The sequence below is a fragment of the Flavobacterium piscisymbiosum genome (genome assembly GCF_020905295.1).
Taxonomy (GTDB): domain Bacteria; phylum Bacteroidota; class Bacteroidia; order Flavobacteriales; family Flavobacteriaceae; genus Flavobacterium; species Flavobacterium piscisymbiosum.
Genome location: NZ_JAJJMM010000001.1, coordinates 4,861,271 through 4,881,203, shown reverse-complemented (window position 1 = coordinate 4,881,203; position 19,933 = coordinate 4,861,271). Strand labels below are relative to the sequence as shown.

The window sequence follows — 19,933 nt, the reverse complement described above, 5'->3', positions numbered from 1 at the left end:
AAGGAGTAGTCGAAAGTGAAAAAAATGTAAAAAAAATGTAAAATAATATAAAACGGCCTTTTTAGCTGTGGCCGAAAGTTTACATTTTAAAAAATAAAAACAATGTCATGAACATATTCATATAAGGTGAAATTTTTGTGCGAACAAATTTCAAAGCCTGAGCCATATGTTTTTTTACTGTTTCTGTAGAGATGCCCAAATCCTCACCAATTTTTTGGTGACTTAAACCATCCCATTTTGCCATTTTGTAGATTTTTTGCTGCTGTGGCGGAAGCTGATCAACAATTTGATTGAGAATAACATTGTACTGATCATCTTTTATAGCATCTTCGGTATCATTGGTCGATGTGCTTTTGTAATTAGTCTCAACAACTATAGACGTATCTCTCGCAATTTTCTTGATCATGTCAAAAATATGATTGCGGGAAATAATAAAAATATAATTTTCGATACTGGTAATTTCAGCCAGATTTTCGTGATTTTGCCAGATTTTCAAAAAGACATCCTGAACAACTTCTTCGGCTAAGATTCTGGATTTTGTTATTTTTAAAGCAGTAGAAAAAACAACATTTTTGTATTCATTATACAGTTTTGTAAACGCCAGTTCATTCCCTTGCGATAACTCGTAAAGGAGCTTGCTTTGGTCGGAATTGGGATTTAAAGACATTTAGATAATAATTTGTTAACTTGGACAATATTATTACTTTTTTGAATATATGCACTATTACCACTGAAAATATTTAGTCGAAATGTTATTTTGTTAATTATTTATTACAAAATTTGTTTAATTTGTAAAAATACATCAGTCATTTTATAAATCAACGAAACGTACTATTTTGAGTACGAAATTCTTTTAAAGCTTCTATTTTACAAGCTTTAAGAGCTTTGTTTTATAAAATATACGAAAATAGGTAACTATTGGTTTTAGAGATAAAAAAGAAGATTATTACTATAAAAAAAAAATATTTCATACCATAAAAGGGCATGAAATAAATGTATTTCACATACAATAACTTATCTCAAAAAAAGTGAATGTTTATTCTTGGTATATAGAAATAGGATAAGATAATAATGATTTACCAGCTTCCTTTTAAACCTTCTTTAAGTGCGCTGTTATATTTCTCTAAATCAAAGCTGTACAAATCAGGGGCTTTATGTGCGCCACCTTTTCGGGATTCATCTAGTTTGGTCAGAATATCATAGCGAAGGATTTTTCGATAAAAATTACCTCGATTTAGTTTTTTTCCTAAAATGGCTTCATACAATTTCTGCAATTCCGGCATTGTAAACTTTTCACTTAGAAGATTATAACCAATAGGATGATTGTTCAATTGCTCGCGAAGAGTAAGCAAAGCTTTATCTAAAATCGATCTGTGATCCATCATAAATGGCGGAAGATTGTCTATAGAGTGCCATTCAACGGCAGTAGAATATTCATCGATAACCAATTTTACGTGCGAATGTTCTGCGAGCGCATAATAACCAATAGATACAAAACGCTGTTTATTCCATATACTGTCATCATGCTCTTCAAAAGCACTTTCAGAACGTTTTAAATTTCCAAAAGTATAAAACTGCTGCAGGTAGATATTCTCTGTTCCTGTTCTGTCTTTTAATATTCTAACTGCCGCATCATCAACGTTTTCCTCTTTTTTTACATAACCTCCCGGAAGTCCCCAGGAATTTTGATCTTTCATTTTTACGGTTAAAACATGAAGCGAATTTTCGTTAAAACTAAAAATAGCACAATCGATAGAAAGCGTCGGAATATATTTTTTAAAGGACTCTGCAGATTGTTTTTCAAGTATATGTTTTAATTCCATAAGGGTAAAGTTAACTCCAAATTTAATCTTTTTAAGAATTATAAGCCAAATCGTTTCAATTTTTTCTGACATTTTTTTTAAGGCATAAAAAAAAATACTGATTCAGAAAACGAAGTTTTAATTTGAATTTGTTGTTCTGAATTAAAATAGGGTCAATATGACTTTAACTAGTGATTTCAATACTTTACGCAAACGAGGTAGTTTCTTTTTTGCTGTTTTTGAATTACATAAGCATATTTCTTCTTTATTGTTTTTATGAAATTTATAAGCTTGAAATAGTGAGATTATGAAAATTATTTAGGCATTTATTTGTTGATATGAGAATTTGTTTTTAATATTGCTTCATAATGAAGCAATGAAATTAAAACTTACTTAAACTAACTTACCACTTATGAAAAAAATGCTAATCTCAGCAATCTGTATGGCTGTTTTTCCGACTCTTGATGCCTATTCTCAAGATGATAAAAAGCAACAAAAAGCCTTAGACTCCATTAAAACAATTACCAAAATTGTAGAAACAGATACCAAAGAAGAAAAAAATAGAAACGTAATGCTTAACGCTGCCAATAACTCAGGTCCGCGTGATGTAAATATTGGTTTGCCATCAACCGTTGGTGGAATCACGATTCAGGAAAATGATTTGCCAGTTGTGTATTATTTCTGGCCTGAATTACCAAACAGAACCTGGAGACAAAGTAAAAGTTTGGAGAGAACCGGTTTACTAAAAATTGGAGAAGCGGCTATTACAACCGGAGATTTAGGTTTTGCGGTAAACTCATACACTAAATTAGGAACAGATAAATTAGAAATTGTTGGTAATTTCTCAGGTTCAAGTTTTGGCTGGATGAAAGGAGATCTTAATGTTTCAGGACCTTTAGCAAAAGGCTGGTCGTATACCATGGGAGCTTACGCTAATTTCGATCCCAATTCTTTCGATTTAAAATTTGCCAATTATTCTGACCGAACTCAAATTTACAGAGCAGGACTTACCAAAAAATTCAATAACGGAAAAGGGAAAATAAGCTTTTTATATAAATATGCCAACTCAGCTTCTTTAACCAACTATGCCGTTTTTAGATATAAAGAAGGCGGAAAAGTCGAAGAATACAATGATTTTAAAATTGGTCGTGACTCGTACATCGTAAATGATGGAACAATGAAATTCAAAGACATACTTACCGGCGAAACTAAGTTTGCCGATATGGGCGGGAGCGATGCAGCAACAACTTCACACACATTTGATATCTTAGGAAATTACGATTTGGCCAACGACTGGAAATTTACGTTCTCAACTCGCTTCAGAACTTCAAAAGCATCACAGTTAATTGCCATTCCGTTGAGTATTTTTCAGGGAACTGCAGCTGATAATTTTACATACGAGGCAACGGGTCAGCCTTATGTAGGAAATGTAAACTCAATGTTGGGATTGTATACTGACGGAACGCCAACAACAACCTTTTTATCCCGTTTCGAAATTAAAAAGAATGTAGAGAAACACAAATGGAGATTTGGATTATTAGAATATTATTATAATGTAGACGAGTTTACTTCAAGCCGTTCTTTCTTTAATCAAACAGTAAGCGCTAATCCTGATAAATTAGTTCGAAATACTCCGGGAGGAACTTCAAATACAGATGCTGACGGATTTTATAACTACAATGTTGGTGGAGAATACCACAACGGATTCGAGAACAAATTATCAGGTTATTTCTCTGATAACTGGACTATTTCAGATCGTTTGACATTGGCTTATGGTATCAATTTAAGATACCACAAATTAAAAGGAGATTATTACCAAACACCAAGAACACCAAATGTAGTTTTCGATCCAAGCCAAAAATCATATTTTGATAACAACTGGTTTCATTTAGGAGGTTCTGTAAATGCAGTTTACAAAGTGACAAAAAGTGCCGGAGTTCTTGCTGATTTCACTTATACAGAAAAAAATGGACAGCTTGAAAGTTATTCAGGATCTGTTGCGCCTAATTTGGCTAAAACAAAAAGTCCTTTGGCAGCATTTGGATTGTACTACAACCTGAAAAATTTAAGCATTGTTTCCCAGGCAACTTATTTAACAAGAAACAATTATCAGGCGAGATTGAATCTGGTAAATCCTGCAGATGGAAGCCAGTCAGAAGTAGCAACTGTTTTTTACGATATTCAAACCTTAGGCTGGACTACAGACATGGTAGCAACACCATTTAAAGGTTTTAATCTTCATTACTTAATTACTTTTCAGGATCCGGTTTACAAGAATTATGATTTCTCTGCTTTTGGAAATAACTATTCTTATAACGATAAAAACGTTTTGGAAATTTCTAAAGTTTTAATGGAAATTGATCCGAGTTATACTTACGGAGATTTCAAGGTTTGGGCGAGTTTCCGTTATTTCAGTAAACAATATGCCAACTTAACAAACGCGTTATTTTTTGCGCCAAGATGGGAAACTTTTGGAGGTGTAAATTACAAAATCAACGATCATTTTGATATTGGTTTAACAGCTGTGAACTTCTTAAACCAAACAGGTGCAAAAGGAGCGATTAGTGGTGCGGAGCTGATTACAGATGCTTCAGCTTATTACGACCAGCTTTTGGTAGGATCTTATATTCGTCCGTTTACATTAGAAGCTTCTCTTAATTTCAGGTTCTAAATTTTATTTAAAATGAAAAAAACAATCATAACTGTCGGTTTCGCTTTTTTTATAAGCGTTACAGTACAAGCTCAGCAGGAAAATTTTACCATTATTAAAAACAATAAAGGTGCCGATTTGGGATATTCTCCTGAATCCGGCATCAAAATTCTAACAGTTAACGGAAAGAAATTTAAAGATTTAAATAAAAACGGAAAACTGGATAAGTACGAAGACTGGCGCCTTTCGGCAGATGAAAGAGCTAAAGATTTAGCTTCTCAAATGTCAGTAGAACAAATTGCAGGATTAATGTTATACAGTCGTCATCAGGCTTTACCGGCAGGAATAGCAGGTTATAATGCAGGAACTTATAACGGAAAAGTATTTCCGGAAAGCAATGCTAAAGCGTACGACTTAACAGATCAGCAAAAGGCTTTTTTGAAAGAAGATAATCTTCGCCATGTTTTGATCACAAATGTAGAAAGTCCAGAAGTAGCTGCTTTATGGAACAACCAAATGCAGGCTTTCGTAGAAGGAATTGGTCTGGGAATTCCGAGTAATACCAGTACAGATCCGCGTCATAATGCAACTGTTACCGCAGAGTTTAATGCAGGAGCAGGAGGAACAATCTCAATGTGGCCGGATGGTTTAGGAATGGCATCAACTTTCGACCCCAAAATTGTAGAACAGTTTGGTCAAATTGCTGCTAAAGAATATCGTGCGTTAGGAATTGCAACAGCCTTATCTCCACAAATCGACTTAGGATCAGAACCAAGATGGTACAGGATTTCGATGACCTTTGGCGAAAGCCCAGCCTTAACCAGAGATATGGGAAGAGCTTATATTGACGGATTTCAAACTTCATACGGAAAAGACGAAATCAAGGATGGTTGGGGTTACAAAAGTGTAAATGCAATGGTAAAACACTGGCCAAGTGGTGGTGCTGAAGAAGGCGGACGTGACGGCCACTGGGCTTACGGAAAATTCGCCGTTTATCCGGGAAATAATCTTCAACAGCATATTGATCCGTTTATCAATGGTGCTTTCAAACTAAAAGGAAAAACAAGCAAAGCTTCAGCGGTGATGCCTTATTATACGATCACTTTTGATCAGGATAAAAAATACAACGAAAACGTAGCCAATGGTTACAGCAAATATATCATTACTGATTTATTGAGAGATAAATACGGTTATGACGGCGTAGTTTGTACAGATTGGCTTGTGACGGGAGATGAAGGAAAAACACCAAATCTTTTTGCCGGTAAACCTTGGGGGGTTGAGAATCTTTCGATTAATGAAAGACACTACAAAGCCATTATTGCCGGAGTAGATCAATTTGGTGGGAACAATGATAAAAAACCGGTTCTGGAAGCTTATCAAATGGGAATTAAAGAATTTGGAGAGTCTTTCATGAGAGCGCGTTTTGAAAGATCTGCCGTTCGTTTATTGAAGAATATTTTCAGAGTTGGACTTTTCGAAAATCCATATTTGAATGTTGCCGAAACAAAAGCAATTGTGGGTAATTCTGAATTTATGAAAGCAGGTTATGAGGCACAATTAAAATCGGTGGTTTTATTGAAAAACAAAGCTTCGGTTTTACCTCTTAAAGAAAAGAAGACAGTTTTTATTCCGAAGATTTATAAGGCTTCTACCAAAGACTGGTGGGGCGTTGCAAGTCAGCCAAAATTGGAATATCCGGTAAATTTAGAATTGGTTAAGAAATATTACAATGTAACCGAAGATCCATCAAAAGCAGATTTTGCTATTGTTTTTGTTACAAGTCCGCAAAGTTTAGAAGGCGGTTACGATTTAAAAGACAGACAAAACGGAAGCAACGGTTATGTGCCAATTTCACTTCAATACGGAACTTATACAGCAACCGAAGCGAGAGCCAAAAGTATCGCAGCCGGAGATCAGGTTATTGACCCTGCAATTAAGGACAGAACTTATAAAAATAAAACAGTAACAGTTGCAAATACTATGGATTTAAGAACAATTCTGGATACCAGAGACATGATGAACGGAAAACCGGTTATAGTTTCGGTTACGGCTTCAAAGCCAATGATTTTTAATGAATTTGAAAAACAGGTTGACGGTATTGTGTTGAATTTCGGAGTTTCTACGCAAGCCGTTCTGGATATTATTTCAGGAAAAACAGAACCATCAGGATTATTGCCAGTTCAGATGCCGGTGAATATGGAAACGGTTGAAAAACAATTTGAAGATGTTCCTTACGATATGACTCCGCACAAAGACAGCGAAGGCAATGTTTACGACTTTGCTTACGGATTGAATTGGAAAGGTGTTATTAAAGATGCGAGAACTGAGGTTTATAAGAAGTAATTTTTTTAGGCCACGAAGACGCTAAGGCACAAAGTTTTTTCTGATTGGCTTGAGTTTTAATCTCGCAGAGTCATAAAGTTTTTTTGTTTCACGCAGATTCCGTGGATTTAAGCAGATTTAAATTTATTATAATAATCTGCGCTCATGTTAAATCTTTTTAAAATCTGCGAGAAACAAAAAACTTAGCGGCTTTGTGACTTTGCGAGCAAATTAAGCAACGATTGAAAAAAAACTTAGCGCCTTTACGAGATTTACTAACAATGCAACAACAAATACCACAAACAAATGAAAAATAAAATCACCATACTATTTGCTTTTTGCCTGCTTTTAGGCACAACAGCAAAAGCGCAGGAAACCGTAAAACTATACACCGGAAAAGCTCCGGGATCTGAAAACTGGACGCAAAAAGAAGCTCAAATGTACTCTGACCTTTTTAAAACAGAAGTAGTTTACAATGTCACCGATCCTTCATTATTGGTTTATCAGGTTCCAAAAGGAGTAAAAAATACAGGAACTGCTATTGTAATCGCTCCGGGCGGAGGTTTTCAGAGTTTATCCATCAACAGAGAAGGAAAAGAATTGGCTGAAATCCTTAGCAAAAAAGGCATCACGGCTTTTGTTTTGAAATACCGTTTGAACAAAACCGAAACCAATGATCCGGCAAGAGAAATGATGGAGAAGCTCAAAGACAGAGCAGCTTTCGAAAAAAACTCTTTGGCTACTATAAAGTTAGCAGCGCAAGACGGAAAAAATGCTTTAAAATATGTGCGTGACAATGCCTCAAAATACGGCATCGATACTAAAAAAGTCGGCATAATTGGGTTTTCTGCAGGAAGTACAGTGGCGATGGAAACAGTTCTGGAAAATACAGCAGATCAATTACCGGATTTTGTAGCCAATATTTACGGAGGTCCAAGACCTGAATTATTAACGGTTGCAACTCCAGAGAAAAAAATCCCGATGTTTTTGTGCGCAGCCAGCGACGATCAGTTAAAACTGGCTCCAAGAAGTATTCAGATGTACAATAAATGGCTGGAAGCCGGACAAAGTGTCGAACTGCATATGTACTCAAAAGGCGGTCACGGATTTGGAACAGGAAAACAAAACCTGCCGGTAGATTCCTGGGAAACCCGTTTTGAAGAATGGCTTACACTACAAGGATTTCTAAACTAATATTTCTCTTTAATAAAGAGACTATTTAAACTATCTATATATGAAACATACATTTATAAAAACAGCAAGAGTTACGCTTTTGACAGCATTAGTGCTTTCTAATTTGTCCTGGAATACTCCTAAAGATGAAACGAATCCTCCGGTTTTAACCGTCAAAGGATTTAAATTTTTCGATTTAAACAGAAACGGAAAATTAGATATTTGGGAAGATACGCGTCTTTCTAATGATCAAAGAATTGATGCAATCATCAAACAAATGACCAATGCAGAAAAAGTAGAATTGCTTATCGGAACCGGAATGCCGGGTATCGAAGTTCTGACTGGTCCTGTTGGAGATTCTAAACAAGGTTTGGTTCCCGGAGCTGCGGGCGGAACTGCTGCTTTCGAACGATTTGGAATTCCTGCAACGGTTGTAGCCGATGGTCCTGCAGGTTTAAGAATTGCTTCAACGAGAGAAAATGATACAAAAACCTATTATGCAACGGCATTTCCGGTAGGTACAGCTTTGGCTTCGACCTGGAATAAAGCACTTTTAGAAGAAGTGGGAAAAGCAATGGGTAATGAGGTAAAAGAATATGGCGTTGATGTTTTATTAGCTCCTGCTTTGAACATTCACAGAAATCCTTTGAACGGAAGAAACTTCGAATATTATTCTGAAGATCCGTTGATTTCAGGGAAAACAGCAGCGGCAATTGTAAATGGAATTCAGTCGCAAGGTGTGGGAACTTCGATCAAACACTTTGCTGTGAATAATGAAGAAACCAATCGTTTAACAATTAATGCGCACGTTTCTGAAAGAGCGATTAGAGAAATTTATCTGAAAGGTTTTGAAATCACGGTAAAAGAATCTCAACCGTGGACTGTAATGTCGTCTTACAACAAACTGAATGGCGAATATACTTCTGACAGAAAAGATTTGCTAACCGAAGTTTTAAGAAACGAATGGGGTTTTAAAGGAATTGTAATGACGGACTGGCTTGGTGGTTTTCCGGGTTTCGAATCGATTTCAAAAGGTTCAAACTCTGATGTTGTTAAACAAATGATTGCGGGAAATGATTTATTAATGCCTGGAATTCCGGTTCAGAAAAAAGCACTTTTAGAAGCTTTAAATTCGGGTAAATTATCTCAGGAAGTGGCGAATACAAATGCGAAAAGAATTTTAGAATATATTTTTCGTACGCCAACTTTTGCAAAATATAAATACAGTGATAAACCTAATTTAGCTAAAAATGCTGAAGTAACCAGAAATGCTGCTGCAGAAGGAATGGTTTTGCTAAAAAACACGAATAATGCATTGCCTTTTGCTGACAAGCAAAAAGAGGTTGCGGTATTTGGGGTAACTTCTTATGCATGGATTACAGGCGGAACAGGAAGCGGAAGTGTGAATAATAAGCACACCGTTTCTCTTTTAGAAGGTTTGACTGCTGCAGGTTACAAATTAGATAAAGAACTAGTTGACTTGTATAAACCGCACGCTGAAAAAGAAGTTATTGCTGAAAAAGAAAGAAGAAAAGCAAGAGGTATTTTGGCTTTGCCGGAAAGACTTCCTGAAATGAAAATGGATGATGCTTTTATGGCTAAAAAAGCGGCTAGTTGTGAAATTGCGTTTGTAACCCTAGGAAGAAATTCTGGAGAAGGAGGAGACAGAGTGGTTGATAATGACTTTAATATGGCCAATGAAGAGATTGAAATGCTAGATAAAATTTCAAAAGCTTTTCATGCAAAAGGAAAAAAAGTAGTGGTTATTTTGAATATTGGCGGTGTAATCGAAACAGCTTCATGGAAAGATAAAGTAGATGCTATTTTACTGGCATGGCAGCCAGGTCAGGAAGGCGGACATTCTGTTGCTGACGTAGTTTCAGGAAAAATAAATCCATCTGGAAAACTGACGATGACTTTCCCTGCGAAATATTCTGATACACCATCTGCGAAAAACTTTCCGGGACTTCCTGCTGAGAATCCAAAAGAGGTGACTTATGAAGAAGGCGTTTATGTAGGATACCGTTATTTTAATACTTTCAACATAAAACCATCTTACGAATTTGGTTTTGGTAGCTCATACACGACTTTCGATTACACTAATGTAAAATTGAGTTCACCAACTTTTAAAGATAAATTAACCGTTTCTGTTACCGTTAAAAATACAGGGAAAGTAGCAGGAAAAGAAGTTGTTCAGGTTTACCTTTCTGCACCATCAAAATCTATTGATAAACCAAAAGAAGAATTAAAAGCTTTTGGTAAAACCAAAGAATTAAAACCGGGAGAAAGCCAAACATTACAATTGACTTTATCGCCAAAAGACCTGGCTTCATTTTTAGAAAGCAAAAGCGCCTGGATTGCAGAAGCAGGAACTTATAAAGTTTTTGTTGGAGCTTCTTCTTTAGATATTAAAAAATCAGTTGAATTTTCAGTTGCAAAAGAAATTACAGTAGAAAAAGTAAAGAAATCTTTTGAATTAGATTCAAAATTTACTGAGCTTAAACCGTAATTGTTAGTTAATTATTGTTAGTAAAAAAGCCTTTGAGACATTTTGTCCTGAAGGCTTTTTTTGCTTTTATACCAGCGATTTCAAAATGGACAAAAATACCTTCACCGCTTTCTTTTCATATACTTCCTTTATCGAAATAATCATGGCGTTACGCGTCATATTTTTTCCTTCGATCGGAATACACGAAATCCCTTTTTCATTTTTAATAGTAGTTTGAGTAAGAATGGTGTACCAATTAGCACTTTTTACAAGTTCTAATAATGTGGGAATATCGTTTATTTCGATAGTAACTTTTGGATGCAGATTGTTTTTATCAAAAGCTTCACTGATAAATTGTGTTGTACTGTATCCTTTTGAGGGAAGTGCAAGCGACAATTTGCTTATTTCTTTTAATGATATCGATTTTTTGTTTTTTAAGTTAGATGCTGTCGAAGTTACCAGAGTCATAGGTGATGTAAAAAGGATCTGGTAATTAAAATGATTTTCGGTAATGATTTCTTCGAAAGTCAGAATGACATCCAGTTCAAAGTGATTTAGTTTTTCTAGCAATTCCTTAGAAGTTCCAAAAACAATTTTGAATTCTATTTCAGGATATTGATTTGCAAATTCAATTACACCTTGGGTTAATATATCGCGCAGGGCATAAGTAACACCAATTGCAATTTTTCCGGTGTTCAGATTGTTTAAGTCTTTTAATAATGCCAACCCTTCATTGGCTTTGCTAATACTTTGCAAGGCAAAACCTGAGAATAATTCTCCAGCTTCGGTTAAGGTAATCCGCTTGCCAATTCGGTTAAAAAGCGGAATCTGCAATTCATCTTCCAGTTGTTTAATCTGTTGCGATAAAGTACTCTGGCTAATGTTTAAAGCATTTGCAGCCTCAGTAAAGTTGAGTAATTCTTTGGCTTTAAGGAAATATTTAAGTTGTCTGAGTTCCATTTTTTAAATCGGTTTTATCGATTGATGCTATCGAAAAATAACGTTTTACAAATATAGAAATTCTTTAGACCTTTGTAAAAATAATGAACGAGTAAAATGAAAATAATACCACTACAAGAAGGAAATTATGTTGTAAGCAGCGAAAAAGAATTTAAACTCATCAATGAATTTCCTTTAGATTCAGGGCTTAAAATGGCGATTCAGCCTTTTTTGATCATTACTCAAAATGATTATATACTTTTAGATTTAGGTTTAGGAATTAACAAAAACGGAAAACCTTTTATTCATCATTTACTGCAAACTCACAATATAGCACCGGAAGAAATTACAAAAGTTCTGATTTCGCATTTTCATAAAGATCATATCGAGGGAATTGGTTTTTTTGAGGGAGAAAACTTCATTCAAAATTTTCCAAATGCAACGATTTATATGCAGGAACGAGAATTAGATTTTGCTTTAGCGCAACAACATCCTTCTTATAATCTTGACATCCTCAATCTGTTTAAATCGTTTCCTAATGTTGAGTTTCTTAACGATGATAAGGGACAAATCACAAATGAAATTTTCTATGAAGTTTCAGGCGGACATTCGCCATTTCATCAGGTTTTCTGGATTAAGGAAAATAACGAGATCACCTTTTACGGAGCAGATGATTTGCCACAAGAAGCGTATCTAAAAATGCATGTAGCTTACAAAACAGATTATGATGGTAAACGTGCCATGCAATCTAGAAAAAAATGAAAACAGGAAGCTAGAGAACAAAGCTGGAAAGTGCTTTTGTATCATGATATGAAAAAGCCGGTTTTGGAGTTTTAGTTTTTTTTGAGAGGAAAGAGGAAAGAGGAAAGAGGATAGAATAAAGAGGATAGAATAAAGAGGAAAGAATAAAGAGGAAAGAATGAAGAGGATATAAAAAAGGGTTGAATCAAAATGTATCTGGATTCAACCCTTTTTTATGAATTACTTTTAATTTAGAATTTTACGGCTCCTTTGGGAACAGTTTCTCCAACAGTTGTTTTATTGCTTAGGTTAAAATTAGCCGATGAAACAAATTCTATATTCTGGCTGTTTTCTCCGTTAACTGTAATCGCTTTAGGAGAAGTAGAATTGAATTCTACATTTTTAAGGGACATATTTTTAGTATTGTAAATTTCAAAAACAGTGGTTTCTTCTATGTCTAGTTTCGCATTGCTTATTTTAATTCCGTTGGCATCGATGATAGAAAAGCCTTTTTTGGCATTTCCTGTCAGATTAGAAATTTCGATATTTTCCAGATTCATTTCAGGTAAACCTTGTAAAAATACAGCTTGTTGAGCTCCTTTTATCGTTACATTTTTGATGGAAATATTCTTGAACTGAGGTGTTTCTTCGTTCACCGGCATTGCTTTAGAACTTAATGTATTACCGCCTTCAGCAAGCGTTTCTTCGATCGATTTTCCGCCATAATATAAATTAAACGAAATTGCCTGCGAAGGAATATTAGTCATGAAAATATCCGAAATAAAAATATTTTCGACTACACCGCCACGTCCGCGATTACTTTTAAAACGTAATCCAACATCAGTTCCCATAAAGGTACAATTAGATACGTGCATGTTTTTTACACCGCTTGACATTTCACTTCCAACAGTTACGCCACCGTGTCCGTGATATACAATATTATTTTTTATGATAATGTTTTCGCAAGGAACGCCGCGATCACGACCGTCTTTGTCTTTTCCTGATTTAATACAAATAGCATCATCACCCACATCAAAACTAGAGTTTTCGATGATTACATTTTTGCAGGATTCTACATCAAGACCATCTCCGTTTTGAGAATACCACGGATTACGAACCGTTACGTTACGTACAATTAAATCTTCGACCATCAAAGGGTGAATGTTCCAGGCCGGCGAATTTTGAAATACCGGACCATCAAATAATACTCTTTTACTGTTTTGAATGCTTACCATTACAGGTCGTAAAAAATCATGAATGGTTTCGAACTCTTCTTTGGTTTTTAAATCCAGACGTACGTTTTGATCAGCGCCTTTAGAAGCATTCATAAAAGTTTCTGACGGATACCAGCTGGTTTTCTCTTTATTTAAAACTCCGCCCGAAGCAATCACTTTTTTCCATTGGCTATCCGTTAGTTTGCTCTTTTTTACTTGTCTCCAAACTTCTCCTGATCCGTCCCAGACACCATTACCGGTAAAAGCAATGTTCTCAAGGTTTTTACCATAAATAGGAGAGATACATCTCCAGGTATTCAATCCTTCAAAGCTGGTTTCTATAAGGGGATATAAACTTTTATCTGGCGAGAAAATGATTAATGCACCAGTTTCTGCATGAAGTTCAAGATTGCTTTTTAATAAAATTGGACCTGTAAGCCAGATTCCGGGAGGAATGATCACTTTTCCGCCTCCTTTTTTTAAAACCGCGTTTATTGCATCGGCGAAAGCCTTTGTATTTAAAACATAACCGCCATTTACAGCACCAAAATCTTTAAGGTTTACGCTGTTTTTTGGAATTACAGGTTCTTTGACTTTAGCCATTTTAAATTCAATATTCTTATAAGTATCATAAGACTTTGAATTTTGAGCAATACTGTTTTGCACACAACTTGTTATTATAACTGCCAGAGCAATACGTAAAAAGTTAATTGGGTTAGTTTTCATTCTAATTGTATTATGGTTAAAAAATTTCAGTCTTAATAGAGAGACTTTTTTGCTAAATGTATTTATTGATCCTTGTTTTTTTGCTGATTCAGAAAAAAAGAACTTCGATCGATAAATATATGTAAATGTAATCGATTACACAAATCTATTAAAAAATATTTAGAAAAGAGATTAAAATTGATCTTAGCCACAAAATAAAAGAGATTCGTTAAGAAAGTCTGATTCATCGGTTTATTTTAAAGGTATCAGGAAAGTACGGGATACATTTTTAGAATTTAAGATTTATTCTATTTTTAATTTTAGAGATAAAGAAGTGAATTTCGGCGAAAGCCAATTAAAAATATTTCACGCCCATTTTTACAGATTTCAGCAAATTAAAATTTGATATTTTTTCGCAAAATAAATCTGCATTATCTGCTTAAATCCATATTAAATCTGCGTGAAACATTTTTTTGTAACGCAATAAATTTCATTCTGATTACGTTTGCATTTTGTAGTAAAATAAACCTATATTAGCCTAAATATACCAATTTTATATGCCTGAATATTTAATCACAAATAGAAATAATAGCATGATTTGTACTATTTACTCACACCAATCCGGGTTTGATAATATTAAAGAAATAATCGTTTCTCATTTTCCGAAAGGAAATGTTTTAATTGATAAAGAGGAGGAATCTGATATCATAGAATTGGAAATTATAGATGGAAATTCTTCTCAAAAAATAAAAATCTTATATCGCGAAAGAGCCGAGCCTTCTTATCAAATTCCTGAAATTGATGATTCTGCGCTAACAGCGAACTTAAAAGGACTTTATGGTTTTGTATATGGATTGCCAACTGCAAACGAAAAAGTAAAAGAGTTATTTTTGCGCAAAATAGAAACTTTAAATTCTGAATTTACCATTATTCAGGAAGAGGGAGAATTAGCCAATTTGAAAACCATAATAGCAAATATCGCCAACGAACTTGATGCGATTTTGTTTGTTGAGCCTGATGCGGTTATTAGTAAATCGAGCGGACAACATTTTCTGGATAAAAATTTAGATTTGATTATTGATACCGAAGGAAATTGCGAAATTGATGCATTAGATGTCAGAATTAATTCGGTTTATTTTGATGCAGATCAGAATGAGTTGACAGAAGATCAGTTGCAAAGAAAAGAAAATAACGAAAAAATTCTGAAAGAATATGATATCAAAATCAACAGAAATTTGCCTTGTATTGAATCTGAAGCAGAAACTACTTTAAGAACTCCAAAAGAAATTGCGCAAAGAGTGAGTGCTTTGGCTGTCGTCAATTTAGTGGCGTTTAGTAGCATTTCTCCCGAAGAAGCGACAGAATATCTTCAAAATTATAATCTTTGGGATTTTACGACTGAGAATGAGAAAGAATTTCTGACCAACCCAACCGATGATAAAAAAGCAAACGAAAGCTGGAAATGTGAAGGAATATGGGTTTTGATGTGGGCTTTGAATAAAATAGAAACACTGGATTTTCCGGATGAATTTTGTGATCTGGAAAACATTGATCCTGATAATTACCCTGTGGGTCAGGACAAAGACCCCAATATTTTTATTGATTCGATTGTTGCAATACGATCTAAAAGTGAAATTTTGGATGCCAATGATTTGTATTACAGATTCAATTGGGCTTGCGTTGATGAGAGAATCAATGGCAGGGAAATCGAAGGAATTAATCCGGGTATCGTTTACGAAAGACAATATGCCTTAAACTGGCTGATTAATTATATGGAGCAGGATTGGGATTTTATTACTTGTGATACTTAATTTGTAAAGGTTGCTTTTCTTTGAGCATAATTTTACCGCATAGAACGCAAAGTTTATCAATCTATGGGGGTTTATAAAAAAGACAAAGTTCGCAACGCTGTATCAATAGAAAGCTTTGCGAACTTTTTGTTTATCAGTATAATATAAAGTAAAACATTTGCGTTCTTCGCGGTTAATTTATCCCTCAAGAATCACTAGTAAACAAACATTCCGCTCCAAAAATCTGAAGCGGAATGTTCTAATTAAAAAAAAACTCAAGTAATAGCATTGTTGCAATTGCATTTCTGCTATTGTTATTTTTAGAATACACCAATATAATGGTTTCCTGCTTTGTTTACCAATTTAGCTCCTTTTGTTACAGTGCCTGTTACAGCATCAATGATATAAATGTTACCGTCTTTACCAACTGGTGTTACAGCTACATATAAATCATTACCATCAACTACAAAACCTTGATATTGACCAAAATCTAAATCAGCATCGTAAGCAATACCTTCTACTTTTTTAGCTGTTTTTGCGTTAAGATCGATTCTTGCAACAAACCCTTGATTGTTAGCACCATCATGAGTATAAACTGCAAAAGCAATTCCGTTTCCTACGTATCTCCATGCATCAATGTATGATCCTTTTACGCCAAGAGCAGTATCTAAACTAAATACGTAAGAGTTGTCATATTCGTTGCTTTGGTTGATTTTTAAGATATAAGAACCGTTTTTTGTATCTCTTTGAGTAGCTTGGTAAATATTACCATCGTTAGCCACAAAACTATTAAAACTACGGTATCCGCTTGTGTCTCCAAAACCAACTGTAGAAGTAATAATTTTAGGGTTTAATAATGACGGATAATCCACCACAAGTGATTTAGAACCTAAACGCTCAAATTCAGTTTCGTTTGCTCCGGTAGCAGTATTTGTTTTACGCATCCATGTTCCGATGATTAATTTGTTTCCGGCTTTGTTTAGAGTTGGTGCATCTAAACGGAAAATATGATGTCCTAAAGCTTCTTCTTCAGGAGTTAACGGAATCTCGTATTGTTTTGCAGCAGAAATCAGGATATTTTTTAAATCTAAACTTAACACAGTAGCAGAACCTCTTGTATGTTTATATGATTTATCTTCATTAGTTACAATTACTGGCGCAGTTACGTTTACTGCTACACCTGTTTTATCTCCGTCAAAAAGTTTGGTCCATCTTGGAGAAGTTCCCGCATATTGAGATATGTTTACTGTAGATCCTGATTGTGTAAAATTATTACCGCCATTTACTTTATACGTCATAAACTCACCACCGTTTGCACCTGTATACGTAATATTAAAAAGCGTGTTTCCGTCTACAGATGATTGTAAACGAGCTGTTCTGGTTGATTGTACAGGCGTTCCGTTGTCGTAAACGTTGATAGAAATATTAGGATTTTTTGCATCTTCTTTACTAACAGAAAAAACTTTAGTTCCACCATTTCCATCCCCGGGAGCAGTTTGCATTAGGGCTCCTGCAACTGTTATCCAACGGCTCTCTGTTTCTGGCAATGTTGGTGTTATCGGGTCTTCATTATCATTACTGCTGCAGCTTGTCGTTAAGGCAAATGTGGTAAAAACCAAACCAAATGCCATTAATTTAAATGTACTTTTTTTCATATTCATGGTATTTAAAAAAATTAATTATATAGATTTAAAACTTATTCAGTATGTAATTGAATTTCAGATAAAATGCTACTCCCGGTTTTTGAACCCCAAAATTGTCGTAAACCTGTTCGTTGGTGATATTCTTGGCATCAAAACTCACAATGTATTTTTTGCTAGGAAAAGTATAACTCAAACCTAAATCATGCGGAAACTGAGAGGGCACTTTATCTATTTGAGTTTCCTGCCAGGTGGTGAAAAATTCGCCCACATAAGTAAAATTGTAATACAAATTCAACTCCGAATTAGACTGCAATACATCTTTAAAATTGTATTGAGCATTTCCATTAATAATAAAATAAGGCTCATTAGGATATTGCTTGTTATAGTAATCCAGTATTTGTCCGTTTTTATCGTATTTATCTTTAAAGAGCGAATTGAACTTAGACATATTTATTCCTATAAATAATCTTTTATTATATGAATATTCTAATGAAGCTTCATACCCTAAAGATTGTGCTGTACCTAAGTTTACTGAAGGTGAGGTCTGCAAAGCTTCATTTAAACGATTACTAAACTCACGAACGATTTTATCTTTAGAATTTCTCCAAAATCCCGAGCCGCCAAAACTAAATTTATGCTGATTAATGAGGTAAGGTCCAAAACGTAGTCCTACATTCAGGTTGTCGCTTTCTTCAGGTTTTAATGAGCTGTTACTGGTTTGATTTTCGCCCGGATTACCAAAAATTTCATTTTCAGAAGGAAGTCTGATCGCTTTTTCTGCCGATAAAGAGAACATCAATTTTGGTAAAACAAAATAAGATCCTGCGAAACCGTAACCATAAAAAGTAGTATTATTATTATCTAATTTTTCGACTATTGCAGATTGTCCGCCTGTAGTAATAATCTGCGGGGTTCTTTGTTCTGTTTTTTGGTTATAGCGTTTCCCAAACAAATTGGTTCTTAGTCGGGAATCAAACGCCTGAAGTTCGTAGGCAAAAGACAAAACGCTTTTTTGAAGATCTCGCTTTTGCTGAAAATTTCTTTCCATTTCAGATTTTAATTCATCATAATCATTTCTGGCAAAGTCATAAAGCATCGTGCTAAAAACAAATTTGTGATTATCATTTAAGGTATAGTTCAATCCGCCTCTTGTACTGAATATTTTGTTATTGATGTGCAAAATTGTAGCAGCACCTTGTTGTGCACCCGTTGGCGATAAAAAATGCTGACCATCAATACCAATTGCTTTTTCATTAAACCAATTGTAATTCCATTTTACTGTATCATTTAAAACTTCTCCTCTTTGACTAAAAACAGAGTTTACGGTGAATTCAAGTCCTTTTACAATAAAATCTTTTTTAGCATAATTAATGCTTATTACCTGTGCATCAGCCTCTGTAAACCTGCCTTTGTAGGGTTTAGACATCGCTTGTCCGTGCTGAATTTCGTTATAATCGTCAGAAGCATTAATACCAATTAAGAAAGTATCTGCCCATTTTACATCTGTAAATCCAGCTTCAAAACGTCCGCCATAAGAACGGTACGCATCATTAAACCGTTTGGCTTTTATTTGCGTCATCACTCCGTTAGGCGCAATATTATAGGCAAATTTCCCCCAGATTTCATAATCGTTATCCGAGTAATTATATAAACCGGAACCTTTTAATGTAAAACCAGATTTATCGCGGTAAGTGGTATTAAAGTTGGATTGAGTGGTATTAAACGAACCGTAAGATATCGAAGCATTCAGGGTGTTTTTAGCCCCTTTTTTCAAAATTACATTTATCGCACCTCCTAAAGCATCATCTGCCAGATGTGCCGGAATTACTCCTTTGTACACTTCGATTCGCTCAATTAATGCAGGCGGAATACTATTTAAACTGAATGAAGAACCGTAAGTCGAAATAGGAATTCCGTCTATAAATATTCGGATGGCATTTCCGGACATTCCATTCAAATTATAATTGATGCTCGATCCCAAACCTCCGTTTTGTCTGATGCGAACTCCAGCCGATTGCCCTAAAAGATCATTGGTCTGAATATTACGTTTTGCAGCTTCCTGAGTATCTATGACATTTACAGAGAAACCTTTCTCCATAATTTCTTTCTTTACAGTGGTTTTCTGAATCACAACTTCTTTCAAAGCTTTAGGATCATTTTTTTCTAAAGCAATATTAATATGATGAGAAGGCTGGTGTACGTGAATGGTATGCGTTTTAGTTTTGCCCTCAGGTGAAGAAATTTCTAAAGTATAATTTCCGTAAGCAATTGCTTTGATTTTGAAGTCTCCGTTATGATCTGCAACAGCAAAATTCTGTGTTCCTAAAACCAGTATTGTAGCACCCAAAGCCGGTTCGTTGTGAGAAAAGTGAACCTTTCCGTTAATATTTCCTTTTTGAGACCAAACTGAAAAATGAACAAACAAAAACACAACTGCTAAAAATTTCATAATTTATTTACTTACCA

Annotated in this window: 12 protein-coding genes; 6 read left to right on the top strand and 6 right to left on the bottom strand. The window is 34.8% G+C overall.

Going from position 1 to position 19,933, the window contains the following annotated elements:
- Positions 1-79: 79 nt before the first annotated feature.
- Both LNP81_RS20915 and LNP81_RS20910 read right to left on the bottom strand, forming a co-directional pair.
- Complete coding sequence (locus tag LNP81_RS20915; protein ID WP_230039200.1) at positions 80-667, bottom strand: RNA polymerase sigma factor; 588 nt, start codon at positions 665-667, stop codon at positions 80-82.
- A 409-nt stretch (positions 668-1,076) separates the two neighbouring features.
- Positions 1,077-1,823, bottom strand: a complete 747-nt coding sequence (locus LNP81_RS20910; RefSeq protein WP_194616281.1) for an NUDIX hydrolase — start codon at positions 1,821-1,823, stop codon at positions 1,077-1,079.
- Positions 1,824-2,214: 391 nt separating this feature from the next.
- Here LNP81_RS20910 and LNP81_RS20905 point away from each other — a divergent pair, with 391 nt between their 5' ends.
- The 4 genes from LNP81_RS20905 to LNP81_RS20890 all read left to right on the top strand — a co-directional run bounded on the left by LNP81_RS20905 (position 2,215) and on the right by LNP81_RS20890 (position 10,456).
- On the top strand, positions 2,215-4,473 hold the full coding sequence (locus LNP81_RS20905) for a TonB-dependent receptor (protein WP_230039198.1): 2,259 nt from the start codon (positions 2,215-2,217) through the stop codon (positions 4,471-4,473).
- Between the two features lie 12 nt (positions 4,474-4,485).
- On the top strand, positions 4,486-6,795 hold the full coding sequence (locus tag LNP81_RS20900) for a glycoside hydrolase family 3 protein (RefSeq protein WP_230039196.1): 2,310 nt from the start codon (positions 4,486-4,488) through the stop codon (positions 6,793-6,795).
- Between the two features lie 285 nt (positions 6,796-7,080).
- Positions 7,081-7,968, top strand: a complete 888-nt coding sequence (locus tag LNP81_RS20895) for an alpha/beta hydrolase (RefSeq protein WP_230039194.1) — start codon at positions 7,081-7,083, stop codon at positions 7,966-7,968.
- 40 nt (positions 7,969-8,008) lie between these two features.
- Entirely contained in the window at positions 8,009-10,456 is a 2,448-nt protein-coding gene (locus LNP81_RS20890; protein WP_230039192.1) for a glycoside hydrolase family 3 C-terminal domain-containing protein, read from the top strand.
- Positions 10,457-10,522: 66 nt separating this feature from the next.
- On the opposite strand, the gene LNP81_RS20885 is transcribed toward LNP81_RS20890, so the two are convergent.
- Positions 10,523-11,395: a LysR family transcriptional regulator gene (locus LNP81_RS20885; protein WP_230039190.1), complete on the bottom strand. Its 873-nt coding sequence runs from the start codon at positions 11,393-11,395 to the stop codon at positions 10,523-10,525.
- 96 nt (positions 11,396-11,491) lie between these two features.
- Here LNP81_RS20885 and LNP81_RS20880 point away from each other — a divergent pair, with 96 nt between their 5' ends.
- Entirely contained in the window at positions 11,492-12,136 is a 645-nt protein-coding gene (locus LNP81_RS20880; RefSeq protein ID WP_230039188.1) for an MBL fold metallo-hydrolase, read from the top strand.
- A 230-nt stretch (positions 12,137-12,366) separates the two neighbouring features.
- On the opposite strand, the gene LNP81_RS20875 is transcribed toward LNP81_RS20880, so the two are convergent.
- Positions 12,367-14,055, bottom strand: coding sequence for a glycoside hydrolase family 28 protein (locus LNP81_RS20875; protein WP_230039186.1), 1,689 nt, complete (start codon positions 14,053-14,055; stop codon positions 12,367-12,369).
- 536 nt (positions 14,056-14,591) lie between these two features.
- Between LNP81_RS20875 and LNP81_RS20870 the strand changes: the two genes are divergently transcribed.
- On the top strand, positions 14,592-15,845 hold the full coding sequence (locus tag LNP81_RS20870; protein WP_230039184.1) for a DUF4272 domain-containing protein: 1,254 nt from the start codon (positions 14,592-14,594) through the stop codon (positions 15,843-15,845).
- A 299-nt stretch (positions 15,846-16,144) separates the two neighbouring features.
- Here the strand turns inward: LNP81_RS20870 and LNP81_RS20865 are convergent, their stop codons facing one another.
- On the bottom strand, positions 16,145-17,479 hold the full coding sequence (locus LNP81_RS20865; protein WP_230039182.1) for a DUF4374 domain-containing protein: 1,335 nt from the start codon (positions 17,477-17,479) through the stop codon (positions 16,145-16,147).
- A gap of 34 nt (positions 17,480-17,513) precedes the next feature.
- Positions 17,514-19,916: a TonB-dependent receptor gene (locus LNP81_RS20860; protein ID WP_230039180.1), complete on the bottom strand. Its 2,403-nt coding sequence runs from the start codon at positions 19,914-19,916 to the stop codon at positions 17,514-17,516.
- Positions 19,917-19,933 lie beyond the last annotated feature (17 nt).